Source organism: uncultured Haliea sp. (assembly GCF_963973825.1).
Lineage (GTDB): Bacteria > Pseudomonadota > Gammaproteobacteria > Pseudomonadales > Halieaceae > Haliea.
On the sequence record NZ_CAXBAE010000010.1, the window covers coordinates 105847 to 129186 of the forward strand.

Here is a 23340-nt window from a genome sequence, read left to right on the forward strand (position 1 = left end):
CAAAGAAGATGTCAGCGGATTGTGCAAGTGACATCGCGGTTTTACCGTCAATCCAGTATCAGGGCTTGTCCTGATTTTACTCACCCTGCCGGGAAACACCTTCCCGCCAGGGAATCGTGTTCTCCGGCTTTCCATTATGTTCAAGGAGAAACTGTTATGACCAGTAGACAAACTACCCCTGAAAAACCGAAGTATTTCGATCTTGATATTCACGGCATCGGTTACCTCAACCGGGTTCGCGAAGTGACACCCGAGAATGGGTTCCCCTTTCTCAGCGTCACCATCGCGGCGCTACGAGGGCCAGCCGATAACGTTCAGCACACGCATTTCGAGTGCGTGGTGGTGGGTGAAGAGGCGAAGGACCTGGTGCGTCAGCTGCTGCCAGCGGTAGAAGCTGACTTTAAAGTGCTGGTGGGTTTTCACCTCAGTGATTTGCAAGCCGAAACCTTCATCTTCAAAAACGGTGATCGAGCCGGTACGACGGGCATCAGCCTGAAGTCCCGGTTACTGCGGTTCCAGTGGATCAAAGTCGAAGGCCAGCCCTTTCCGGCGCCGACGGCTGAGACCCACAACGCCGTAGCCTGACGACCAAATCTGATCGCATCTTTTGATGCGATCAATCTTTCAACCCAGCGAGGGAGATTCTCCCTTGCCGGGCAGGTCTCCTCGACTCTTCAAGGAGACCGCTCATGGCTTCCAAATCCTCACCCTCCCGGGTGATTCCTAAAAACCGTTTCGCGGCCATTCGCATGGCGTCGTTGAACGATCCTGAAAAGCAATCCCTGCTGCAGCTGGCCTTTGCGATATTGCAGGGCCTGCACCAGCCGGGCCTTGAGTTACCGAGTCCCAACCACACCCGTGATTACTTGCGGATGTTGTTGGCTGAACGCAAAGCGGAAGTCTTTGGTTGTGTGTACCTGGATAATCGGCATCGGGTAATCGAAGCCGCAGAGTTGTTCCAGGGAACCATTGATGGTGCCTCGGTGTACCCCCGCGTGGTGGTGCAACAGGCGTTGACGCTTAACGCGGCAGCGGTGATGTTTTTTCACAATCACCCGAGTGGTGTCGCCGAGCCCAGTCACGCGGACGAAGCGATTACCCGGCGCTTAAAAGAGGCATTGGCACTCGTTGACATCCGTGTGCTGGATCACTTTGTGGTCACGGTGGGGGAATCAGTTTCCTTTGCCGAACGCGGATTGCTGTAAATCCATTCAATCAACCCATTGGGGAGTCTTCTTCCCCAATGGGAAGGAGGTGCTCCCTGAATTTCTTAATTCATTTTTCCAGGGAGAAACCTTATGAAAAATTCAGAGCACAAGTCGTTGGAAGATGTCTTCGGTCCTGTTGTCGCAAGTTACAGTCGTGCACAGGCTATCGAAGATAGCGTCCTGATCGATGTCACCGCTATGGCACGTGAGGCTGGCTTCAAATGGCCAGTCGCACTTACCCATACCGCTTGGTGTGATTGCGTCGCCTGGACAGAGCGGAATAACCGCTTTCAAGTGCACCAGGACGAGTCTGGCCGTTTGTGGGACGTGCTGTTTATGGCGTTCTACGCCATTCGAACGGCTACTGCTCCTGGTGATCGGTTGCTGTTCTCGTTGTACCGCGTGCCGAAAGACGGGCATTCGACAGAAGCCGGCGAGGTGAGTTTGAAACTGATGGTTGGCCCCGGTGATGCCGGTGAACCGGTCGTCACGATCATGCTGCCCAACGAAGATTAATGTCGCCGATCGAATCGGCTCCTTGCCCTGGCCACTTGGGATAAAGTGGCACTTTTTACTCCTGTCTGCTGCTTTTCCCTGGAAATGCGGCACCGTACGCCCCTCGTCGATTTTAACGTGGTTTTACGGTCATCACGATGGAAATGATATTGGTTTTGACCCCTGTTATTGGTATAACACTCGGATGTAGTGTCGATGCACTCATATTAACGACGAATGAATTTCATACTATCAAAGGAGTGCCCCATGGCAGGGAAATACGATCTCAAGAAAAGCCCAAGCGGCAAATTTATGTTCAACCTGAAAGCCGGGAATGGTCAGATTATTCTCACCAGTGAACTTTACGAAGCCAAAAGTGGTGCCGAAAACGGTATTGAGTCGGTGCGTAAGAACTCACCCAGTGACAGTAATTATGATCGTCGCACCTCAAAAAAGGGCGAACCCTACTTTGTCCTCAAGGCGGGTAATGGGCAGATCATTGGTAACAGCGAAATGTACTCCAGTACGGCTGCCATGGAAAACGGCATCCAGTCCGTCAAAACCAATGGGCCTACAGCCCCGGTCGAAGACAATACCTGAATGAATCCATGCCAATACCTCGGATGGAAATCACTTTTCACCCGAGGTAAATTTGCCAAATCGCTCACGGGTTTATCGGTGAGATCAATACCCCTGATAGGGCGAGATCGCGTATTCCCAATACATGCTGCCATTAAGGATTGAGTGTGCGTTGACACTGTTTGGTGACGACCTGCTCGATCCGTTGCAGGGCTGCATACTCCCCATACCGACTTTGGAAATGTTTTTTCACGGGTTGCAACTGTTCCAGCAGTCTTTTCGCAACGTCCTGAACCTGATCCTGAAGAAAGCGCGGACGCAACCCGCATTGTTGCGCCAGGTCATCCCAGTGTTTTGTGGCAACGACCCCAGGGTTCCTCTCATTGCCAATGGAAAAGGCCAGATGATAATCAATGCGCTCAATGGCACGGGTACACACCAGGTCATAGAAGGGCGCTAATCGAATCTCACCACCCGGTCGGTATAGGAGCGACAGGTTTTTGGCATGGCCGTCGGAGTTGCCCGCCAGCACATTGAAAATTTGCCAGCGCAGTAAATGCTGCAGATCGTTGGCAGGATCACTGGAAACATCCTGGATCAGTCGATAACAATCGGCGAATGTGGGACCGCCATACTCCTGGTATTTGTGCTCATGGCCGAATCCCAATGCCTGACAAAAATCCTCCTGATGCAGTCTCGCAATCTGACCACTCTCAAGCTTGTAGCGATCATAGCGCTTGATCAACGCATAGTGCGTGTCCGCGATTGAGCGGAGCTGGATATCGACTACGGGCAAGCCGATAGCCTCCGCCAGCAGTGTCGTGAACGTCTCGTAGGCGGGTAGGTGGCGATAATCGGACAGTTCGAACTTGAGGATATGGCTGGATGGCGATTCTTTTCTGGGTAACCAGTAGGTGCTATCCCTAACGAGGAGAGGGCATTTGTCCTGGGCGCCAGCCAGGGAGAGCCGGGGACGTTCATTCGTCGTCCAGGTGTAGACCTGACCGCGGCGGGCCACCAGATTGGCGAGCTCCTCATCCGAGACTTTGTGGTACTCATAGTCCACAGCGGGTTGATATTCCGCTTCCAGTATGGACAGTGCGCCAGCGCATTCGCCACCAATGGCTCTGAGCAGGTTGAAATCGGTATTGGGAATCTTGAGATCACGAACAATCTGGTCGCGAACACCGCCCTCGGGGAGCAGGTTGGCGAAAAAGCGATGGGCAAGACCCTCGTCAGGCACAAAATCACCGTTTCGCAAGGGCAACGTATGAGAGATTGCAAAGCCGCCCTGCGCCAGCCAGTTATCGTCGTAACGAAAACCGATCAGACCCTGGGTATTGCGCCACAGATAGCCGACAAGTCGCTGATCACTCCAGACATTGAGACCTTCCGGGTCAAGCATGGCTATCTCCCGCTTGTTTAGGGAGCGGCTTTAAGGGCGTCTGCCCACGGGGCTGAATCACCACCTCCAGTCCCAGGGTGCGGAGTGCTTTCAACACCTTGCCCAGCTCTGCCGTTTCCTTGCCGCGCTCGAACTCCGACAAAAAGCGGGTGCTCAAGTTGCCCAACCCGGAAATGGTTTCTAGTGTCAGCTTTTTCTGTTTTCGGTGGGCACGCACCAGCTTGCCGAGTTCTTCAGCGGATCGGATTGCACCGTATTGCACCGGATCGTTGCTCATGTTTCACCTGAAAAAAATTACCGTACGGTAAAAAATAGCATATGCTGGGCATATAAACAATAATTTTATATCGTACGTGATAATTGTTCTCTTGGAGCGCCCAATCAGTATAATTTTATCACGTACGGTAAAAATATCGGCTGTTCGCAAGTGCAACCGCGATGGTTCCACTGTAACCATCGTTTGAACACACAAACCTGTTCAACTGCCAGGACAGGTCGCAGACCTGGCGTGGGCGTTGATTCGAACGAAGCCCTCGTCACTGCTTAGCGAAGCGGCGTAGTGACGAGGGCGGCGGAGCACGGAACGACAACGGATTGCGCTCGGATTGATGTGTTCCCAGCGAGTTCGCTCTAACTATACTAGCGGCCAAGAAACGTAAACAGTTCCATACGCGGCCACGGCGGTAACGTGGATGAGGATTGTCGCCCTCGCCATCAAAAATGGCAAAAACGGCAACGGCGCCAGCCGAGCTACCCTGGCGCACAGCATCAGCTGCAGCTCATCTTCAATATTTCCTCAATAGCAGGACGTTCGTCCTCGCTTCAATCTGGCTAATGCCACCTCAAACCCGGCTTGCAAGTAGCCGACTACCAACGCGCCGTTTCACCGACGGTTTCTTTCAACTCGCGGACCGATGGTTCCGCTCATTTAAAAGGAGGTGAAGTACTCACCATCGCAACTGACTCTTAGAGTCCATTGGTTTACCCGGCACCATCTTCAGCAGAAGAGCAGCCAGGTTGCCTGCGACCAGGCTTATCAGGTCGAAAGGGGAGTAGTGTCCCTTGACCCATCCGCTTCGGCGGACCCAGTCAGGCTACGAGCCTGTGGTTGGTCAGAAACACTTACCAGACTGGAAAGTACACGATGAGAGACCTGAACTACCAATTGAAACAGTTGTGCAAACGCAATCGCGATGGCAGTTACAGTACGCAAGCCAATCGCGCGCGCATACTTAACCAGATTGCCAATCAACTGCAGGAGATGGGGTATCGGCGCATGACTACCCGATCCCTAAAGCCGAAGCACGTGGACGCCCTGGTGAAACGCTGGTTCAGCGAGGGCATGGCGGCCGGTACCATCAAAAACCGTATGAATTGCCTGCGCTGGTGGGCCGCCAAGGTGGATAGGCGCAATGTTATTGCCCGATCGAATGAGTTCTACGGCATTCCCGATCGGCAGTTCGTCAGTCAACACTCCAAGGCGGTGGTTGTCGGTAACGATGCGTTGACCAGCGTTAAAGATGAGCATGTGCGAATGACTCTGGAGTTACAGCGCGCCTTCGGATTGCGCAGGGAGGAGGCGATCAAATTTATCCCAGCTTATGCCGACCAGGGTGATCACGTTCGCCTGAAAGCTACCTGGACGAAAGGGGGCAAGATGCGGATCGTGCCGGTGCTCACTCAGGAACAGCGTGCCGTCTTGAATCGTGCCCACCGACTGGTGGGATCGGGTTCCCTGATTCCACCGCAGAAAACCTACATCCAGCAGCTGCGGACCTACGAACGTCATACCACTCAGGCAGGTTTATCGAAACTGCATGGCCTGCGCCATGCGTATGCCCAGTCACGCTATCAGGCGTTGACGGGTTGGGCCTGTCCTGCGGCGGGTGGACCGGTCGCAAACAGTTTAAGCATCGAGCAACGACAGCAGGACCATCAAGCACGACTCACCATCAGTCGCGAGTTGGGCCACGCCCGCGAGCAGATCAGCGCTGTGTATTTAGGTCGATGAGTTTGGGCCGAGGCGTCTCATGGATAAGCACGACACTCACCGAGTGGATTAACTATTCACGCCAGAAGATCACTTGGCGATCATGATGCCATTCATCACGATCGAGGCCAAAACATGTCTTCGTTTAAACATCATGGAATCCCTCGTCTCCTAACGATACTGGTGTGCTGTTCTGGTGCTGCCGTCGGGAGCCATTCGGTAGTGGCGGCAGAGCGGCCCGCCACAACAATGACCACACTGAAACAAACGGGTCGCTATTCAGTGATGGTCGCTCAGCCGACCACCGGGCAGCGGGATCTGTTATCGGTGACGAGAGCGATCACCATTCCAGGCGACATCAACAGTGTGGGGGAGGCCTTCCACTGGATGTTGCGAGATTCCGGCTATCGCCTGGCGGCCGATGCTGTGCTGTCGGAGGAGGCGAAAGCCATGCTGGCGCTGCCGCTGCCAGCGGTGCATCGTCGCTTTGAGCCCATGCCACTCCAAACCGTGATGGGACTTATGATCGGTCCTGCTTTTTATCTTATCCAGGATCCCGTTCACCGCCTCATTGCATTCGAGCGTTGCGTGGATATTTCCGCCCCCAATGCGACGGGAGGTGCGCAGTAATGGAAGCCTTTGTCATTGCCATCGTTTTTGTTACCGCATGGTTTTTGGGTGCTGAGTCCAGGCAAGTTGATCCGGAACCGCGTGCTGAAAGTGAGGCGGTTTCGATCGGCGATCAGATAGACGATCGAGAATGCTCCGTGCGTATTTGTGATCAGGAGTATCAGCTGATCATTCAGCGCGACCTGACCGTGCCCATCGATCAACAGGTCAATGAAAATGACCATTGAGCATCGCATGAGAAAATCTGCCATCGCATTAGTCGGGTTCTGTCTTTGCGTCACGTTGCCTGTTAACGCGGATACCCGGCAGGCAGCCGATTCACAACCTTCGAACACTCTGGCGATCGAGCAATCTGCAACAGAACGTATCGATTCTCAGACGTTTCGTGCTGACCAGTGGGGATTAGATGAATCGGAATGGCAGCGTTACCAATCTTTGCTGCAAGGTATCCGGGGCAGCGTGAGTCCTGCGACCTTGTCACCCCTCGAAGTGCTTGGCATCCACGCCCGCAGTGCCGGTGAACGTCGGCGCTACGCTGAACAGTGGGCAGTGATGATGCGTGACGATGCCGAACGCATTCTGGCGTTTCAGCGGGCCTACGACGACGCCCAGCGGCGCCTGTTCCCCAACGGTTTATTGATCGACCCCGGTGTTGTAGCGTCCACCAAGCCGGATCAAGGTCTGGCTGGAAAATTCGTGTGGCAATCGTCTGACCGGGTGTTGTTCTTTACCGATACCCAATGCCCGACCTGCGATGCGGTGCTGGAGCGATTGGTCAGCCAGATCAAACAGTTCTCTGGCATCGATCTGTACCTGATCGATGTGTTTGCCGGTGATGAATCCCGTATACGTGACTGGGCGGCTTCGAAACAGATTGACCCCCAATGGGTGAGTGAGCACAAGATTACCCTGAACATCGACGATGGTGCGATAGGTAAGGTCTCCGCACATACGGGTCTGCAAGGACAAGATTTGCCCGTATTGATACTGCGGCGGGATGATCGCTTGATCCCCTTGCCGGTATCACGATTCTAGCGGGCGCCGGTCATGGGGAGTTGGCCGATCATACCTTGTGTCATCGGTTTGCTGTGGTGGTCGACGGCCGCGCAGTCGCAATCCGTGCCAGTGGGTTATCAGCAAGTCGCGATCGAATACGGCCTGCCTCCGGGCCTGCTCTACGCGGTGGCCTTGACCGAGAGCGGACAAAGCTCGCTCAGCGGTGGGCAGTTACGCCCCTGGCCGTGGGCGCTCAATATTGATGGGGAAGGGCACTATTTCCCGTCGCGTCAGATGGCATGGCAGGCCCTGCAGGCGGTGTTGACGGAAACCAAAACCTCGGTGGATATCGGGCTGATGCAAATCAGTTGGCGTTACCACCGTTCAGTCCTCGGCTCATCCTGGCAAGCGCTGGATCCCTACCACAACCTGCGTGTGGCCGCCGCGATCCTGCGCGACTGCTTCGTCGAACACACCCACTGGATTCAAAGCGCCGGCTGCTATCACGCACCCAACGATCCTGCCCGAGCTGATCGATACGGTCAGCGGGTCAAGGCGCACTGGATGCGGTTGACCGATACACCGCAGGAGGTTCGCTTTGAGAATCCGTAGACAACGATCGTTGCCAGTCCTCGTGCTCGGGCTGGTCATGAACTCCTCCGTATTGGCTGAGCTGGCGGTGATTTATGACAGTGGTCATACTCGGCCTTTAGCGCCGTTACTCAGCCCACTTTTGTCAAAGAAGACTCAATCGACCGCCCCGGCTGAATCGAACAACCAGAATCTATCTTCACAGTCCTTGCTCGGTCCGGCGACGCTCAGCAATTTATTGCCCATACGTTCACCCGGATTGGCCGTGGGCGATACCGCCGATAGCCAACTGAATCCCGAGGCCTTGGCGCGTTTGGCGCAAGGGAATCCACATCCCTTCTTTCTCATCGGCTCGGATGCGGTGTCAGTGGAATGGCTGGCGACTCACCACGACACTCTCAAAGCCCTGGGTGCGGTGGGCATGCTGGTACAGGCGGATACCGAGGCGGATGTTCGACGGGTTGCCGAGGTGGCGCAGGGCTTATCCATCACCATGGGCTCCGGGAGCGATCTGGCCGCCGCACTGGGTATTCATCATTACCCGGTATTGATTACCCGTGATGGCATCCGGCAATGAGCTCGCATCCGATGGAAGCGCTGTTGCGGCCCCCCGTCGAGTTGTGGTCCACCGCGACCGCGTTCGCGGCGGGTACGCTGGCCTGGCTCGCCCCCTGGGCCTTGATGATGCCACCGGGTATCGCAATGGCCACCAGCCTGACTTTTTTCGGTTTTGGCATGTGGCGGGGCCGTCAAGCATGGCGCGTATTGCGCTACCAGCATCACATGAAGCGGCTGCCGGATTACCAAGTCAGGGCCAACCAGATTCCCATCAGTCGCCAAAAGCTGTTTTTGGGCAAAGGTTTCCGCTGGACCCAGCAACACACCCAGCGTCTGCGCGATACCCTGAAGCCCGAGGTTCAACGTTACGTTCAGCCGGGCACGCTCTACCAATGGGCGCGACAAAAGGAAGTGGCCTGGGAATCGATTCCTGTCCTGTCTTTGCTGGCCAAAGCCCTGCGCAGTCGCAGCCGCTGGAACCCGCTGGCGCCATTACCGGCTGTCGGCGGCAAGCCCGCCCTGCACGCGGTTGAACCGCAAGAGCAGCCCGTGTGGATGGATCTGGGTGAACGGGTCGGGCACACGCTGGTGTTGGGCACCACGCGCGTCGGTAAGACACGCCTGGCGGAACTGCTGATTACCCAGGACATCCGCCGGGGTGATGTGGTCATTGTCTTTGACCCCAAAGGGGATGCCGATCTGTTGCGTCGCATCTACGCCGAGGCAAAGCGCGCCGGTCGGCTGGAGGATTTTTATCTGTTCCATCTCGGCTTTCCGGAACTGTCGGCGCGTTACAACGCCATCGGGAACTTCTCCCGCATCACCGAGGTCGCGACCCGCATCGCCAATCAGCTGCCCAACGAGGGCAACTCTGCTGCCTTCAAGGAGTTCGCCTGGCGCTTCGTCAATATCATTGCGCGCGCCTTGGTGGCCCTGAAACGCCGACCGGACTACCAACAGATCCGCCGTTACATCAACGATATCGAACCCTTGTTTGTGGAGTATGCCGGCCATTGTGCCGACATGGCCGGCATCGATGCCTGGGCGTCCCTGGTTGAAGAGCGCGCGGCGGATATCAAAGAGCGCAACCTGCCCAATGCCCTGCGTGGCCGGTCGATGGAAGCCATCGCCTGCATGCGCTTGCTGCAGGAGAAGGCCATTTACGATCCCGTGCTGGACGGGCTGATTTCCGCGTTCAAATACGACAAGACCTATTTCGACAAGATCGTCAGCTCCGTCGGCCCGCTGATGGAAAAGCTGACCACCGGGACCATTGCCGGGCTGATCTCACCGGATTACCAGGATGAGCACGACGCCAGGCCGATCTTTGAGTGGATGGATGTGGTGCGTCGCAAAGGCATTGTCTACGTCGGACTCGATGCGCTGACGGACACCACGGTAGCCAGCGCCGTGGGCAATTCGATGTTTGCGGATCTGGTGTCCGTCGCGGGGCATATCTACAAGCACGGTGTCGCGGCTAAGGATACTGATACGCCAGACCCGGAAACCAAATCACGCTCGACCCCCACCATCTCACTGCATGCGGATGAGTTTAATGAGCTGATCGGTGATGAATTCGTGCCACTGCTGAACAAGGCAGGCGGGGCAGGCTTTCAGGTCACGGCCTATACCCAGACCTGGTCGGACGTGGAAGCGCGAATCGGCAGTCGGGCGAAAGCGGGGCAGGTGGCCGGTAACTTCAATACCCTGCTGATGCTGCGGGTGAAAGAGCTGGACACCGCCGCCATGCTGACCGAACAGTTACCGCGGGTTGAGGTCTTCACCCTGATGAGTGTCTCCGGCGTCGATGATTCGTCGGATCCCGGTTCCGGGGTCGACTTCAAATCCCGCAACGAAGACCGGATCAGTGTTTCGGAAGTGCCGATGCTGACTGCCGCCGATATGGTCACCTTGCCCAAAGGGCAGGCCTTCGCCCTGCTGGAAGGCGGCCAGCTCTGGAAAATCCGTATCCCGTTGCCGGACGACCGCGAGGATACGGCCATGCCTGATGACTTTGAGGCGATAGTCGAGGCCATGCGTCGCAGCTATATCACCAACGATCACTGGTACCGGGTCACCGATCACTGGTGGCACGCCGTCTCCGAGGCCGCGATCCGCACCTCAGACGCCGGTGAGCAGGCTTGAGCACGGTGGAGCCCCGTGATCCCCGACGGCCGGTTGCACAGCCGGGTACCGTGTCCCGGTTGCTGACGGGTATCGCCCAGTGCCTTAAATGGCTGTTTCTCTCCCTGATGTTCTCCATCCTGGTGGAGTGGATCGGCATGGTGTTCTGGTGGGAAGAGCAAGGACTTGGCCACAGTCGGCAGATGCTGGTGAATGAGCTTCAGTTCCTCGGCACCGACTTTCATCGCAGCTGGTTAACCGCCCAGCCGATGGTGTTCGCCAGTAACCTCTCGGATCGCATCTACCAGTTTGCCTTCGAGTGGACGGGCCTCGTGGATCTGATTCACTGGATCACACCAGTACCGTCCGCGGAGGAAACCGGTCTGAGACCGGTGCTGCACCGGTTTTACCGCCCCGTCGCCGACTATGTGCTGGCGGGTATGCAAATCACCCAGGTCTTTGCGGTACGACTCGCCATCCTGACGCTGGCCACGCCGGTATTTGGGCTGTTCACCCTGGTGGCGCTGGTGGATGGACTGGTGCGGCGCGACCTGCGGCGTTGGGGCGGCGGCAGGGAAAGTTCTTTCGTGTACCACTACGCCAAGAAAGCCGCCATACCGCTGATCATCATGGCCTGGGTGTTGTACCTGGCGCTGCCGTTCAGTTTGCACCCGTCCTGGATCATCCTGCCATTCGCGCTGGCGTTTGCCTTTGCCGTCACTATCACAGCCAGTACCTTTAAAAAGTACCTTTAATACAAAGTCATTGAACCAGTTGACTGTACCGTTACAGTCTGCTAGGCTGCATTTAAGCACTGTAAAAATACAGTCTGAGTGCTGCTTAGGAGGTAATCATGATCGCTCAAGCCGAACAGCTGCTGCAACGCGGTTCCAGTGTCACCAGTTCACTGCTGCCGGCGATTTTCAATATCTTCAGCCAGTGGCGCCTCACTGGTGCCCAGCAGATGACGCTATTGGGGCTCAGTAATGAGAAGACCCTTTACAACTGGAAGAGCCAACCCGAGAAGGCCAAGCTGACGCGAGACCTGTTGGAACGGGCCAGCTACATTTTGGGGATCTACAAGTCCCTGCAAATCCTGTTGCCTGATCAGGTGTTGGCTGACCAGTGGCTGGCCACACCTAACGACAACCCGCTGTTCAATGGCACGGCGCCGCTGGACCGGATACTTGCTGGTCAGGTGGTCGACCTGGCCGTGGTCAGGGATTTTCTCGATGCGGAGCGGGGTGGCTGGTGATTGCAATCGATACGCTACCCAGCAGCGAGGTCAATGAACCGGTCTATCGGGTCATACTGTCGCGCTACCCGCAGATCAACCTGTTTGAGCGCGTCTCCAACCCACAGGATTGGGAGGTGCTCTACGCTGTCGAGTCCCTGACGAATCCCAGGCTACGGGATGAAGTCGGTGATATTCGCCTGGTGCCGCCGGAAGACCGCGTCTATGGCGATGGTGCATCCTGGATCATGGCGGCCTTTACCCACCCGCCAGTCGATGGGCGAGGTGGTCGCTTCAACCGGGACTTCGGTATCTATTACTGCGCCGCCGATGAAGCGGTCGCCATCGCTGAATCGTCTTTCCACCGGGCGCGCTTCCTGCGGGAATCCCGAATCGACAAGACCACCCAGGAAATGCGCGTTATCCGCGCGCAGCTGGGGCAGACAACCCTTCACGATGTAAGGCACCTGGTTGGACATGCCATTTACCATCCCGATGACTACGGTGAAGCCCAGCAGCTCGGTTACGCGTTACGTGATGCCAAAAGTTTCGGCGTTCACTACCAAAGCGTGAGAGCGCAAGGGGAGTGCTACGGGGTGATGCGTGCTCGAGCGCTGTCCGATGCGATCCACTGGCGCTATCTGCGCTACCACTATGACCAAGGGACGATCGTTGACGTTGAATCCCTCGATGGCAGTGGCAGGAGGTGATGGCAATGTACAAAGAACTGCTGTGGATCTTCACCCAACTCCCGGACGATTACATCGTCCTTGATACCGAAACCACCGGACTCCCTGACGAAAACGGCCCGCCGGATATCGTGACACTCGGTATCACCGTGGTAAGAAATCGAGAGATAGCGGAATCCGTCGAATTTAAAACACGGCCACAAAAACACATTTCAGAAGAAGCACAAAGAATACACGGGATCACCAATGAACAGGCCGCTGAATTCGAATCCTTCGACGCCCAATGGAACCAGATTGCCGAATACCTGAAAGATCGGCTTATCGTCATTCACAACGCCAGTTTTGACTGGCCGATTATGCTGGATCACGTTGCCCGCTACGGTTTATCAATGCCGCCAATTCAAGGTGTATTTTGCAGTCAGAAAGCAGCCATTCCCTGGGCGCAGGCAATGAACCTGTCGTGCAGCCACAGAGGACCGTCGTTAGATACTCTGACAAAAGTATTGGATGTTGAAGATCTTAGAGCTAAGAGTGGTGGAATTCATGGGGCGGGGATTGACAGCCGGATGGCGGCTCGCGTTATAGATGTAATGATACGTTATGGAAGAATGGATGGGATCTCAACGTTGAATAATGATGTCTAAAACTAATTTAGTCCGCCCGAGTCGCGACGGAGATCAATTTCACTACCTCTGGGCTGCCCGACGCTGCCTAAAGCTACTCACTGCAGAAAGTGGTTTGATGGCCGTGAGCATCGAAGGTCCGTCGCCAGGTGAGCAGCCAGGCGCCGAGCCAGTCGACGCCGGTGAAGAGCTGATTGATATTGCGGAGTATTTCGAAAACGAGGATATCGGACAAGCACGGTTAGTCCGGTACATGCAGCTCAAGCACTCAACGCTGCATGCAAATGATCCGTGGACGGCGAGTGGGCTAGAAAAGACTATAAAGGGATTTGCGAAACGGTATGGAGAACTACAGAAGGCGTACACCCCAGCACACTTGGCAAGAAAACTGGAATTTTGGTTTGTCACGAATAGGCCGATCAGCACTAGTGTGCTTGAAGCTGTCACCGACGCTGCTGGAGAGGCGAATCCCCGTCATCCGACTGAGCTGAAGAAGCTGCAGAAATTTACAGGGCTTACGGGAAGCGAATTGGCAGCATTCTGCGATCTTCTCCACTTCGAAGATAGCCAAGACGGGTATTGGGATCAACGCAATATCCTGTTCCAGGAGGTCAGTGCTTATCTGCCTGATGGAGACGTTGATGCACCGACTCAATTGAAGGAACTTGTTACCCGCCGGGCTCTTTCTGAAGGAGAACAGAATCCAACGATAACGAAGATCGACGTCTTACGAGCGCTGAAAACTGACGAAAGCTTATTGTTCCCCGCTCAATGTCTTATCGAAAACTACGGAGAAGCCGTTTCACGCGAGCAAGAATTCGAAATCATCGGCCAAATTGTTAGCGCGACGGGTCCGATCGTCATCCACGCTCCCGGTGGTGTCGGTAAATCAGTCTTTGCAACTCAGATTGGCAGAACCCTTCCTGATGGCTCAGCTTGTATTCTTTATGACTGCTTTGGTAACGGGCAGTATCGAAATGCGACCGGCTATCGTCATAGACACAAAGATGCCCTTGTTCAAATCGCAAACGAACTAGCTGCAGATAGTCTGTGCCACCCTTTAATTCCGACGATACACGCAGATGCAGCGGCATATGTTCGAGCGTTTATTTATCGGTTGAGTCAAGCGGTGAAAATCCTGCGCTCGTCTAATCCGAAGGCCTACTTATGTATTGTAATAGACGCAGCGGATAACGCTCAGATGGCAGCGGAGGAAGTTGGAGAGGCTCGATCTTTCGTACGCGACCTCATCCGCGTGAGTATTCCCGAAGGGGTTCGCCTCGTCTTTCTATGTCGCTCGCATCGTCAAGACCTTCTTGATCCACCGATCAATACGATACCAATTGAACTAAACCCATTCAGCCGTGATGAGACGACAGTTCTTCTACGGGAGACATTTCCCGAAGCAAATGAACACGATATCGATGAATTCCATCGCTTAAGCTCACACAATCCACGCGTCCAAGCCCTGGCCTTGTCTCGAAAGTTGCCATTGCAGGAAACATTACGACTTCTCGGCCCCAATCCTACAAGCGTAGAAGATACAATTTCGGACTTATTGGATAAAGCCATCGCGAATCTCAAGGATGCTTCCGGACCGATTGAGAAGGGACGCGTTGAGAAAATCTGCGCAGGACTGGCGGCGCTGAGGCCATTAATTCCAATCCGCATCCTTTCGGCAATGTCCGGAGTCGAGCAAGAAGCCATCAAAAGCTTTGCCTTTGATATTGGCCGACCTCTTCTCGTAGCTGGAGAGACCATTCAGTTCCTGGATGAGCCTACCGAAACGTGGTTTCGTGATAAGTTCAAGCCTTCTGCGCAAGGGATGGCGGGCTTCATTGCCAGCCTAAAGCCTTTAGCAAATGGAAGTGCATATGTAGCATCCATGCTACCTCAACTGATGCTGGAAGCTGGACAGTTCTCTGAACTGGTAGAGCTGGCGCTGTCTTCATCTGCTCTTCCAACAGGAAGCCCCCTTGAAAAGCGCGATGTCGAATTGCAACGACTCCAATTTGCGCTGAAAGCGGGGCTTCGATCCCAACGCTATCTTGAGGCAACCAAGCTAGCCCTGAAAGCAGGTGGAGAAACGGCTGGTGATGAACGACAACGTAAACTGCTTCAAAATAACACCGACCTCGCCTCAGATTTTCTTGAGCTTGACCTCATTCAAGAAATTGTTTCCCGCCGCACATTCGGCTCCGGATGGATCGGCTCTCATCATGCATACGAGGCTGCACTTCTTTCAGGTCGAAAGGAGCTAGCGGGAGACGCTCGCAGTCGATTGCGTATGGCCTACGAATGGCTAAGAAACTGGGCACGCTTGACGCCAGAAGAGCGCGAAAACGAACTTGTTTCCGATCAGGATATAGTTGAGCTTACCCTCGCGCACCTGAATATTCACGGCCCGACAGATGCAGCTGAGAGCTTGAAACGCTGGAAACCACGGGAAATCTCATACAGAGTTGGTCGGCTTGTAACTCGACGTCTGATTGACCATGGACGTTGGTCAGATGTTGAGGCAATCGCTCGCGCTGCCGGAAACAATTCTTGTTTAATCCTTGCGGTCGCCGCTGAATTGCGTGAGGTTCATAAAACGCCTCCTGACAAAATTACCAAAAAAGTGCTGCGCCAACTTTCCACAGGCCGCATCAAACTTAGCAATCGCAATGGGTGGGATGACGGAGAGCCAGCAATTGACGCCGTGACGGCAGTAGTTGAAGCCGCATTGAAGAATAACCTATGTACCCACAACGACGCAGTTACGATACTGAACCATTATTTGCCCCCGGACCCACCCCGAGAATTCGCGTCACGGCTATCAAAAGCTCGCCAACCTCTTCTGCGCGCTTATTGCTTGCGGGCCGCTCTCGAAGGAACGACAATCGAGTTGATCGATGTTGCCCATTCCGAGTTGAAAAAGGAGCTTGAAAAGGCTGACAAACACTCAGCATCTCGAGATCTTCAGGAATTCCAAGAGGATATTGGTGCGCTACTCCCATGGCACAAGCTCTGGGCGTCAGTGTTACTTGGACAGGCGAAGAAAAAAGACGTTACGACCGAAATAGAGAAAGTGGCCGCCGCGTCTAGAAAAGCCGATCGCTTCCGATACAGCGAAGAGTCTCACACCTCGAATGAGATTGCCCTACTCTGGATGGATATCCTGCACCACTCTGAATCCACGAATGAAGAGTCGTTGGCGGCATTCAACCAATGGAAAGAGCAGCTTAAAAGGCCATTGTTCACCCCAATACTCAACGCGCTCTGTCGGTTGTGCGCACAGCGGGACGAAACGAAGCCTGCTTCACTGGCCTATGCAACAGAATCCTACACGCTAAATAAAGAAGAGCGTTCGGAGGCGGAAAGCACATCCGACGGGTATCTAGAGGTGGCGCGCGCAATTCTCACCACAAGCAAATCAGACGCAAAGGCCTATTTCAATGAAGCGGTGAAAGTTGCAGGAAAAATAGGCGAGGAAAATCTGGCTCGATGGGATGCCATGCTTGATCTTGCCGATCGTGCTGCATGCATTGACCGGCCATCTCCCAAAGTCGCCTATCAATTCGCGCGTTGCGCCGAGCTGACCTACCACTTTGTTGTGCGGGACAAGCATTTCCCCTGGGATAGCACCATTAACGCCTTATGCGGATTATGTCCGTCTTCCGCTGTCACCATCTTAAGCCGATGGCGAGACCGTAGTTTCGGATGGCACGAAAGGTTATTGCCAGTTGCGATCAGCAATTTAATCGACTGGGATGTCGTTGACCCTCGCGATGCTCTGCCGTTGATCGGTTTCCGAGCGCAGTGGGACTATGCCGAGCTACTTGAGCCGGTACTGGCAAATTCGAGTGAAGCACAAGAGAAGGCTTTAGCGAGCTGCATTCTCTATCGCTATGCCCAGTTCTCCAACCTCACTTCGTCAGAACTAAGAAGGCTTCAACAGGTGACGTCAAACCATGGCGTAATATTGGAAAACCTGGCCGATACAATTGTATCGTCTGAACGGGAGGAATCAACACGGACAAAGACTTCTCAACAGCAGTCACCATTCCTGACTGATAATGAACACAAGATCCCCTCATGGGATGATATCTTCGCAAACAAGGATATGGAGACAACAAGCGGCCTCACTCAAGCTTACCTTGCCTTCAAACAAACCGAGGCGCCTTGGCGTCATGAAGATTTCTTCACAGAGGCGATGCGTCGCATTCCTGTTGGTGCGGAACCCGGCTTTATTGGAGCCGTCGCAGATACAACTGAACTCAGCCTATACAGCTTTAGAACCTTTCTGGAGAGAGTACCAGAGAATTGGAAGGGACGACCAGCCATATCTCACGCCATAGCAAGTGCTCTAAAAGTTATCTGCCGCCGATATTGCATGGATGTGAGGAAAAATCGGTATTACGAAGTCATGCCTTTTGAAGTGGCGTGTTCGCTGGCGGATGTAAGCCAATCCGAAATTATCGATGTTGTGCTGGCCGCAACTGGTGAAATACCCGATCTAATCGAAACAGGACAACTGTTTTCTCTTGTCGGGCTTCTCGCGATCAAGCTATCGAGCGACGAGGCCGTGAGCGCATTGGCATACGGACTGGATCTGTTCAGCACTGCCTTGGAAGAAAATGATGGTGATGGGCCCTGGAGCGACGCATTTTCTCCACCCGTCGATCCTCGGGAAGCTATTGCTGGCTATATCTGGTCCGCATTGGCCGCACCGGAAGCTGTATTGCGCTGGGAGGCAGCGCATGTCGTTCTCGAACTTTTCCGTCTCGGCAGAGAGGATGTTACTGATTATTTGATGAGGATGGCTAATACTAAGAATGGTGGTCCATTTGTCGATGCACGGCTACCGTTTTATAGTCTTCATGCACATCAATGGCTACTCATTGGCTTGGCCAGAGCGACATTGGAAGCGCCGGGGTCGGTCGTACCCTACGCCAACCAGCTTGCCGACTGGGCACTGAAAGGCCAGCCCCATGTATTGATACGACAATTCGCCGCGCGCGCAGCACTTCAACTTATAGAAAGCGGCCATCTGGCTGATGAAGACGGACTTTCGGATCGTTTGAAGTGTGTCAACAAATCGCCGCTGCCCATTGTCGATTCCACAAACCATGAACGAAAAATTTTGCATAAGCACGATAAAAATGCCGAAACAAATGAAGATCAGTTCTATTTTGGTATAGACATTGGTCCTTACTGGTATGCGCCGCTCGCCCGGGTGTTTTCCTTATCCCAGGGTGACATTGAGGCGGAAGCCCTGAAGATCATACGGCACGATTTTGGCTTTAGCGCGAAAGGCCGCTGGGACGACGACGAACGGGCTCGACGTAGACTATACGATGATAACCGCTCCTATCCATATAAAGGTGACTATCCTCGGACCGACAATCTTCATTTTTACCATTGCTACCACGCAATGATGATTGTCGCGGGACGATTATTAGTGACTATGCCGACACATCGAAACCCGGATTACGGCGATGACGATGAGTTCACAGAATGGTTATCGGGTCACGGCCTCACGCACCAGAGTGGCCGTTGGCTCTGGGATCGGCGTGATCCAGAACCACTCACAAAGGGCGCGTGGTTATGTCGCGACAAAGAACATCCTGACCACTGGCACATAACGGATGGCGATTTTGACGATGCGCTTCGAACGCAAGACTGCCTTAACTTGTGGGGACACTGGACGGAAGCGGATGAAAAACGAGAACAATCTATGTCCATCTACAGTGCCTTGGTTACACCAGAAAAATCGGAAGCGCTTCTGCGTGCTCTGTCCACTACCAAGGATCTCCATGACTATGCAATACCGAGCGCCGGCAGTGATATGGAGATTGATACATCTGGTTTCGAACTGGAGGGGTGGGTCTTCGATCAGAGCAGAGATAGAGGGCTGGACAAATATGACCGTTGGTCGGGAGGAATTACTTTACCACCGCCACGACCGGCAGAATTCATCATTGAACAAATGAAACTTGAGAGCGACTCGGACCTTCGCATCTGGATAAATCAAACTACATCGCCGGTCATGGAGAGCCAGATCTGGGGCTACTACGACGAGGCGAAACGTCATGAAAGCACAAATCCCAACAGGGGCAGCCGTCTACAGGCGCGTGCTTCATTCATGGCATCAATATTGAAGTCTTTGGACCGAGACCTCATCATTGAAGTGCAAATAGATCGGCGCCGCCGATATCAGCCATATACAAGTAGTGAAGAAGATGACAACGAACGAAAACGAACCAGAGCAAAGCTCTTCCTTCTCGACAAAAACGGACAAATTCGTACCTGCTAATAGCCTCCTGGCGCTTGGTCAAAAGCTTGTTCAAGAGCTGGGCCTGGAAGAGTCAACCGACACGCTCGGACGCTGGATGGCTCATCATATTGCCGATCTCATGATTAATGCTGAGAACGCAATTGGAGATGAAAAGGCCGCCGCCGAACGCAAGTGTTTCGATGCAATTTTGGAGTTGTGGAAACACCGGTCGGAATTACCAAACGGCAAGCGTCCATTTGAGGATCTGGAACCTGTTATGCGGGCGATTGAAAGTCTCGATCCAGAAGACGATACTCCGCGCTACTATCGTGCGGTCCGCCCACCGAAGGGCGAGACAGTGGAAACTTCTGAACAAGAAGAATGGTTGAGTCTAGTCGACGGGCTGGACTATACGGCCAAAGTACTCATTGGCTACTGTCTTACTGAGGCCGCTGATGCTGCGTTAGATAAATCGAAGGAATGGATAGAACTTGCGACGGCAATTGATGATCAAAGCGTACCTGAAATTGTCATCCGTTACGTCTCGACAACTGCGGACGTCAACAAGGAGCCTGACCCGAATAAGGAGATCCGTTCGCTTCTCGATGACAGAATAAAGCGGTTACGGGGTTTTTTACGAATATCAGAATCCTTAGCCAACACTCTTGAACAGCGCATTCAGTCATTGCCCGCTGCCGAGGAAGAACCAGCAGATGAAGATACGTTGGTTATAACACCGCGACCAAGGCCACCTGATGACTTCCCTTCTGGATGAGCGATAAGGGAAAAAGCGGGTATAGGATATTCGAATATAATCAGTTAAGGGCACGTTTGGCGTCATTTTTTTAAAGTAATAATTTTAATATTTGCCTGGACAATCTCTCACTCTGGCTCAAAGTAAACTTTACATAAAAATTCAAAAACCACCCCACCCACCGAATAGATTTCCCATCGTCCATCGTCCCTAATTCTCGCATTATGCCCCGTAACAACTTGCGGGAGCAGCAGTGCCATGAAACGCCATCTCTGGCTACCTTCTTTTCTGATTATAGGCTTGGTTGTCACGCCGGCGGCTTTTGCCGATGCAGACGCCGAGCGCGAGGCGCTCGCCAAAGTCATCCATGAGATCAATGCCCTCGACTCATTAATCAAGCGTGCCGAGGCCAACGCCGAGCAGGATTCCCGTATCCGATTTCGTTATGACTGGTTGCGTCAGGACCTGAAGAACATCAAGGACGGCATCCAGTCACACATCGACTCTCCCCGTGCTCAGCCTCGCTCATTTCCGCCATTGCGCGGCGATTACCGTCGATAGGTTTTGTCATGAACGCCGCACAACAAACAGCTTTTCAAGCCGGTTCCGGTATTACCCCAGCCACCATGCTGACGGCCATCGCGTCGATGGTGTTGGTGTTGGCGTTTGTCTGGGTGATCTGGGTGGCTTTAGGCACTTTTAGGGCATGGCAGGAAGGGCAGGCCACGCTCTTTGATCTGACCTGGAGCACTCTGCGGGCAAGCATTGTGTTGATGGTTTTGGGCTTCTATTTGCGGTGAGTCGATCGAGTTGAGACCGAGAAAGTCCGGTAAGGGCAAACGGCGATGCAGCGCAGTGGGATGCGGGGATGGTTCCCCTTTTTATCAGCATTACAGAAGAGGACATTTGTTATGGACACATCAAATACAAAAAACGATTTCAACAAGCAATCTGTTGCCATCCGCAAGTCGCTATCGGCAGCGGTCGCGGTGCTACTACCAATGCCGCTCTGGGCGGCGTTGCCGACGCCGGTTGCGCCGAGTACGGCGCCGCCGGCGGGTGACTGGATCGGCTTGATTCAGGGCTACATCAAGGATGGCGGCTTGGTACTCGGATTGGCCATTGCAGTGCTGGGTTTTCTCTGGATCGCCTATCTGGGCTTCGCGAAATTCAATGAAGCTCGCCAGGGCAAGGCGGAGTGGGCTGAAGTCGGTGTCCTGGGAATTGTCGGCGCGATCGTGCTGATCTTCGCCAGCTATCTGCTCACAGAAGCGGCTGGGGTTATTTAACCCCCGACGTCAATAGCAGCTTGCGGTAGGAGACGCGAATGTCCAACGACCATGAAATTCTGGCGGATCGGCTCAATGCCGAGCCCGCCATCTTTAAAGGTTGCTCTTCTTCAGAGCTGGGCATGATTGTGGGGTTGGCCATTGTGATATGGCTGCCCCTCAGTCTGTTACTGGCCTGGTTGCTGGGTGCCATCACCATGGGTTTTGGTATCGCCGGTGTCGGTGTGGTGGCCACTGTGGTCACTCTGGCGACGCTGTTTCAGCGTATCAAACGCGGCCGGCCTGAAGGCTATTACCAACAATGGCTGCGTATCCGGCTGCAGACGATGGGGCTGTATCGCACGCCCTGGGTGCTACGCAGCGGGTCCTGGGATATAGGGAGAACGCACTATGCGCCGCTACCGACTCGAAATCGATAACGTGCGGTCCCATTTGCGCTCCCTGTGGATCGTGATTGGCTTGCAAGGACTGATCATTCTCGCGCTCTGGATTGGCTGGAGCCAGGCACCCAAGCAGCTGCGGGTTTATGTGCCTCCCGATCTGCGGTCGGGCGCTGTTCTGGCGGCCGAAGAAGTGCCTCCGGCCAATGTATATGCCTTTGCGTTCTATATCTTTCAGCAGCTCAATCGCTGGCCCGAGAATGGCGCAACGGATTACGGCAGCGCAATTTTCCGGATCTCGCCCTACCTGACACCGCGCTACCGCAATGACCTGATTGCCGATATGGAACTCAAAGCCCGGCGCGGCGAGTTGGCCTACCGGGTGCGCGGTGTCCATGAAGTGCCAGGGCACGGCTACGAGGAGCGCCGCGTCGATGTGTTGTCGCCTGATGTCTGGATTGTCTGGCTGGATCTGGATCTGCTGGAGTCCGTGAAAGGCATGACCGTCAAGCAAACCACGATTCGATACCCGGTTCGCGTGGTGCGTCAGGCTATCGATCCGGAAACCAATCCCCGGGGCCTGGCACTCGATGGGTACGCCAGTGACGGTCCGCGTCGATTAACCGATGCCGAGCTGGCTGAACCCAGTGTGACTGGCGCCACTACAAATAAGGAATCCTCCCAATGAATCCTCGTGTTTTCTTTCCGCCATTGAGATGGATCGCTTTGCTCGGTCTATGTTTCCCGCTGCTGTCCTTTGCACAAGTCGATGACACGGCTTCGAACGTTCCAGAACGCGTTGTCTGGAACAAGGCGCCCATCGCAATTCCGTTGGTCGTCGGTGAAGAGCGCCTGGTGCATTTTCCGGATTCGGTGAGCATCGGCCTGCCGCAGTCACTGACACCGTTGCTGCGCAGCCAAAGCATCAACGGCACCCTATATCTGTTGGCCAGACAGCCTTTTGAGCCCACCCGTGTCATGGTGCGCTCGGAAACCGACAGCCCGATCTACGTCCTCGATATTTCAGCGGCGCCAGGCGGAGCAGACAGTGGATCATTGCCGGATGTGCAGGTACTGCTCCAAGCATCACAAAAGCCACCGCAGGATTTGTCGGAAGATGCCGGTGCCGATCAGTCAACATCGGACAAGCAATCACAGCCTTTGGGTTATGCCGCCTTAACCCGCTATGCCGCGCAACAACTCTATGCGCCAACACGACTGATCCCCCAGCAGCCGGGCGTGGTTGCCATACCCGTGAACCCCGAACCGGTCGATCTGGTAGTGGGCGGCAAGATCGAAGCCGTGCCGGTTGCTGCCTGGAAGGCGGGTTTGCGGTACGTCATTGCCGTCAAGCTGATCAATCGTACCCAAAGCCCCGTCGTGCTGGATCCACGCGAACTGCGCGGGTCATGGCTGGCGGCAACCTTTCAGCACAATCGCCTGTTACCCGCGGGCAGTGAGGCCGATACCACAGCCGTCTATCTGGTGTCGGATCGGCGCTTTGATGCGGCCTTTTGATGTGGCGCTTTGAGAGAG

Annotated in this window: 25 protein-coding genes; 23 read left to right on the top strand and 2 right to left on the bottom strand. The window is 54.4% G+C overall.

The genetic code is table 11. The annotated features are described in order from the left end of the window. Window positions 1-156: 156 nt before the first annotated feature. From AACZ17_RS12565 to AACZ17_RS12580, 4 genes are all read left to right on the top strand, one after another. Window positions 157-585 (top strand): DUF3577 domain-containing protein, encoded by a 429-nt coding sequence (locus AACZ17_RS12565; RefSeq protein WP_290740010.1) that lies wholly within the window; start codon window positions 157-159, stop codon window positions 583-585. 104 nt (window positions 586-689) lie between these two features. Next, entirely contained in the window at window positions 690-1205 is a 516-nt protein-coding gene (locus tag AACZ17_RS12570; RefSeq protein ID WP_290740013.1) for a JAB domain-containing protein, read from the top strand. A gap of 93 nt (window positions 1206-1298) precedes the next feature. After that, a complete protein-coding gene (locus tag AACZ17_RS12575; RefSeq protein WP_290740016.1) occupies window positions 1299-1724 on the top strand; it encodes a DUF6573 family protein in 426 nt (141 codons plus the stop codon). Between the two features lie 246 nt (window positions 1725-1970). Further along, complete coding sequence (locus AACZ17_RS12580) at window positions 1971-2303, top strand: YegP family protein (protein WP_290740018.1); 333 nt, start codon at window positions 1971-1973, stop codon at window positions 2301-2303. A gap of 133 nt (window positions 2304-2436) precedes the next feature. Here the strand turns inward: AACZ17_RS12580 and AACZ17_RS12585 are convergent, their stop codons facing one another. Beyond that, entirely contained in the window at window positions 2437-3687 is a 1251-nt protein-coding gene (locus AACZ17_RS12585; protein WP_290740021.1) for a type II toxin-antitoxin system HipA family toxin, read from the bottom strand. Beyond that, window positions 3680-3964, bottom strand: a complete 285-nt coding sequence (locus tag AACZ17_RS12590) for a helix-turn-helix transcriptional regulator (protein ID WP_290740024.1) — start codon at window positions 3962-3964, stop codon at window positions 3680-3682. Before AACZ17_RS12590 ends, AACZ17_RS12585 begins: the two co-directional genes overlap by 8 nt. A gap of 867 nt (window positions 3965-4831) precedes the next feature. On the opposite strand from AACZ17_RS12590, the gene AACZ17_RS12595 reads away from it, so the two are divergent. From AACZ17_RS12595 to AACZ17_RS12685, 19 genes are all read left to right on the top strand, one after another. Continuing rightward, window positions 4832-5698: a phage integrase N-terminal domain-containing protein gene (locus AACZ17_RS12595; RefSeq protein WP_027948952.1), complete on the top strand. Its 867-nt coding sequence runs from the start codon at window positions 4832-4834 to the stop codon at window positions 5696-5698. A gap of 228 nt (window positions 5699-5926) precedes the next feature. Then, window positions 5927-6307 carry a PilL N-terminal domain-containing protein gene (locus AACZ17_RS12600; protein WP_290740027.1) on the top strand — a complete coding sequence of 127 codons (381 nt, stop codon included), beginning with the start codon at window positions 5927-5929 and terminating at the stop codon, window positions 6305-6307. Continuing rightward, window positions 6307-6534: a hypothetical protein gene (locus AACZ17_RS12605; RefSeq protein ID WP_290740030.1), complete on the top strand. Its 228-nt coding sequence runs from the start codon at window positions 6307-6309 to the stop codon at window positions 6532-6534. Before AACZ17_RS12600 ends, AACZ17_RS12605 begins: the two co-directional genes overlap by 1 nt. Next, a complete protein-coding gene (locus AACZ17_RS12610) occupies window positions 6524-7342 on the top strand; it encodes a TIGR03759 family integrating conjugative element protein (protein WP_290740032.1) in 819 nt (272 codons plus the stop codon). The genes AACZ17_RS12605 and AACZ17_RS12610 overlap by 11 nt, the downstream gene beginning before the upstream one ends. Window positions 7343-7354: 12 nt before the next feature. Then, window positions 7355-7915, top strand: a complete 561-nt coding sequence (locus AACZ17_RS12615) for a lytic transglycosylase domain-containing protein (protein WP_290740034.1) — start codon at window positions 7355-7357, stop codon at window positions 7913-7915. Between the two features lie 37 nt (window positions 7916-7952). Further along, complete coding sequence (locus tag AACZ17_RS12620) at window positions 7953-8471, top strand: integrating conjugative element protein (protein ID WP_290740037.1); 519 nt, start codon at window positions 7953-7955, stop codon at window positions 8469-8471. Beyond that, a complete protein-coding gene (traD, locus tag AACZ17_RS12625; protein WP_290740040.1) occupies window positions 8468-10597 on the top strand; it encodes a type IV conjugative transfer system coupling protein TraD in 2130 nt (709 codons plus the stop codon). Before AACZ17_RS12620 ends, traD begins: the two co-directional genes overlap by 4 nt. 5 nt (window positions 10598-10602) lie before the next feature. Beyond that, on the top strand, window positions 10603-11331 hold the full coding sequence (locus tag AACZ17_RS12630; RefSeq protein ID WP_156107568.1) for a TIGR03747 family integrating conjugative element membrane protein: 729 nt from the start codon (window positions 10603-10605) through the stop codon (window positions 11329-11331). A 98-nt stretch (window positions 11332-11429) separates the two neighbouring features. Beyond that, window positions 11430-11831: an MbcA/ParS/Xre antitoxin family protein gene (locus AACZ17_RS12635; RefSeq protein WP_035230319.1), complete on the top strand. Its 402-nt coding sequence runs from the start codon at window positions 11430-11432 to the stop codon at window positions 11829-11831. Next, entirely contained in the window at window positions 11828-12520 is a 693-nt protein-coding gene (locus tag AACZ17_RS12640; RefSeq protein WP_290740045.1) for an RES family NAD+ phosphorylase, read from the top strand. Before AACZ17_RS12635 ends, AACZ17_RS12640 begins: the two co-directional genes overlap by 4 nt. Before the next feature lie 5 nt (window positions 12521-12525). Further along, complete coding sequence (locus tag AACZ17_RS12645) at window positions 12526-13143, top strand: 3'-5' exonuclease (protein ID WP_035230625.1); 618 nt, start codon at window positions 12526-12528, stop codon at window positions 13141-13143. After that, window positions 13136-19420: an AVAST type 3 anti-phage nuclease/ATPase Avs3a gene (avs3a, locus tag AACZ17_RS12650; protein ID WP_290740162.1), complete on the top strand. Its 6285-nt coding sequence runs from the start codon at window positions 13136-13138 to the stop codon at window positions 19418-19420. Before AACZ17_RS12645 ends, avs3a begins: the two co-directional genes overlap by 8 nt. Then, window positions 19347-20156 (top strand): AVAST type 3 anti-phage proein Avs3b, encoded by an 810-nt coding sequence (avs3b, locus tag AACZ17_RS12655; RefSeq protein WP_197055082.1) that lies wholly within the window; start codon window positions 19347-19349, stop codon window positions 20154-20156. Before avs3a ends, avs3b begins: the two co-directional genes overlap by 74 nt. Before the next feature lie 237 nt (window positions 20157-20393). Next, window positions 20394-20696, top strand: coding sequence for an RAQPRD family integrative conjugative element protein (locus AACZ17_RS12660; RefSeq protein ID WP_035230314.1), 303 nt, complete (start codon window positions 20394-20396; stop codon window positions 20694-20696). 8 nt (window positions 20697-20704) lie between these two features. Continuing rightward, window positions 20705-20935 (top strand): TIGR03758 family integrating conjugative element protein, encoded by a 231-nt coding sequence (locus tag AACZ17_RS12665; RefSeq protein WP_014704108.1) that lies wholly within the window; start codon window positions 20705-20707, stop codon window positions 20933-20935. Between the two features lie 111 nt (window positions 20936-21046). Then, window positions 21047-21424 carry a TIGR03745 family integrating conjugative element membrane protein gene (locus AACZ17_RS12670; RefSeq protein WP_027948935.1) on the top strand — a complete coding sequence of 126 codons (378 nt, stop codon included), beginning with the start codon at window positions 21047-21049 and terminating at the stop codon, window positions 21422-21424. Window positions 21425-21462: 38 nt separating this feature from the next. Beyond that, the gene (locus tag AACZ17_RS12675; RefSeq protein WP_014704110.1) at window positions 21463-21843 is read left to right on the top strand and encodes a TIGR03750 family conjugal transfer protein; all 381 of its coding nucleotides are present in this window, start codon (window positions 21463-21465) and stop codon (window positions 21841-21843) included. After that, entirely contained in the window at window positions 21815-22492 is a 678-nt protein-coding gene (locus AACZ17_RS12680) for a TIGR03746 family integrating conjugative element protein (RefSeq protein WP_339638387.1), read from the top strand. Before AACZ17_RS12675 ends, AACZ17_RS12680 begins: the two co-directional genes overlap by 29 nt. Beyond that, window positions 22489-23322: a TIGR03749 family integrating conjugative element protein gene (locus AACZ17_RS12685; RefSeq protein WP_339638389.1), complete on the top strand. Its 834-nt coding sequence runs from the start codon at window positions 22489-22491 to the stop codon at window positions 23320-23322. Before AACZ17_RS12680 ends, AACZ17_RS12685 begins: the two co-directional genes overlap by 4 nt. Window positions 23323-23340: the final 18 nt, after the last annotated feature.

Bases quoted from the DNA above. Each gene is read 5' to 3' on its own strand.
- AACZ17_RS12565 (WP_290740010.1), top strand. From the start codon at position 157: ATGACCAGTAGACAAACTACCCCTGAAAAACCGAAGTATTTCGATCTT.
- AACZ17_RS12570 (WP_290740013.1), top strand. From the start codon at position 690: ATGGCTTCCAAATCCTCACCCTCCCGGGTGATTCCTAAAAACCGTTTC.
- AACZ17_RS12575 (WP_290740016.1), top strand. From the start codon at position 1,299: ATGAAAAATTCAGAGCACAAGTCGTTGGAAGATGTCTTCGGTCCTGTT.
- AACZ17_RS12580 (WP_290740018.1), top strand. From the start codon at position 1,971: ATGGCAGGGAAATACGATCTCAAGAAAAGCCCAAGCGGCAAATTTATG.
- AACZ17_RS12585 (WP_290740021.1), bottom strand. From the start codon at position 3,687: ATGCTTGACCCGGAAGGTCTCAATGTCTGGAGTGATCAGCGACTTGTC.
- AACZ17_RS12590 (WP_290740024.1), bottom strand. From the start codon at position 3,964: ATGAGCAACGATCCGGTGCAATACGGTGCAATCCGATCCGCTGAAGAA.
- AACZ17_RS12595 (WP_027948952.1), top strand. From the start codon at position 4,832: ATGAGAGACCTGAACTACCAATTGAAACAGTTGTGCAAACGCAATCGC.
- AACZ17_RS12600 (WP_290740027.1), top strand. From the start codon at position 5,927: ATGACCACACTGAAACAAACGGGTCGCTATTCAGTGATGGTCGCTCAG.
- AACZ17_RS12605 (WP_290740030.1), top strand. From the start codon at position 6,307: ATGGAAGCCTTTGTCATTGCCATCGTTTTTGTTACCGCATGGTTTTTG.
- AACZ17_RS12610 (WP_290740032.1), top strand. From the start codon at position 6,524: ATGACCATTGAGCATCGCATGAGAAAATCTGCCATCGCATTAGTCGGG.
- AACZ17_RS12615 (WP_290740034.1), top strand. From the start codon at position 7,355: ATGGGGAGTTGGCCGATCATACCTTGTGTCATCGGTTTGCTGTGGTGG.
- AACZ17_RS12620 (WP_290740037.1), top strand. From the start codon at position 7,953: ATGAACTCCTCCGTATTGGCTGAGCTGGCGGTGATTTATGACAGTGGT.
- traD (WP_290740040.1), top strand. From the start codon at position 8,468: ATGAGCTCGCATCCGATGGAAGCGCTGTTGCGGCCCCCCGTCGAGTTG.
- AACZ17_RS12635 (WP_035230319.1), top strand. From the start codon at position 11,430: ATGATCGCTCAAGCCGAACAGCTGCTGCAACGCGGTTCCAGTGTCACC.
- AACZ17_RS12645 (WP_035230625.1), top strand. From the start codon at position 12,526: ATGTACAAAGAACTGCTGTGGATCTTCACCCAACTCCCGGACGATTAC.
- avs3a (WP_290740162.1), top strand. From the start codon at position 13,136: ATGTCTAAAACTAATTTAGTCCGCCCGAGTCGCGACGGAGATCAATTT.
- avs3b (WP_197055082.1), top strand. From the start codon at position 19,347: ATGACAACGAACGAAAACGAACCAGAGCAAAGCTCTTCCTTCTCGACA.
- AACZ17_RS12660 (WP_035230314.1), top strand. From the start codon at position 20,394: ATGAAACGCCATCTCTGGCTACCTTCTTTTCTGATTATAGGCTTGGTT.
- AACZ17_RS12665 (WP_014704108.1), top strand. From the start codon at position 20,705: ATGAACGCCGCACAACAAACAGCTTTTCAAGCCGGTTCCGGTATTACC.
- AACZ17_RS12670 (WP_027948935.1), top strand. From the start codon at position 21,047: ATGGACACATCAAATACAAAAAACGATTTCAACAAGCAATCTGTTGCC.
- AACZ17_RS12675 (WP_014704110.1), top strand. From the start codon at position 21,463: ATGTCCAACGACCATGAAATTCTGGCGGATCGGCTCAATGCCGAGCCC.
- AACZ17_RS12680 (WP_339638387.1), top strand. From the start codon at position 21,815: ATGCGCCGCTACCGACTCGAAATCGATAACGTGCGGTCCCATTTGCGC.
- AACZ17_RS12685 (WP_339638389.1), top strand. From the start codon at position 22,489: ATGAATCCTCGTGTTTTCTTTCCGCCATTGAGATGGATCGCTTTGCTC.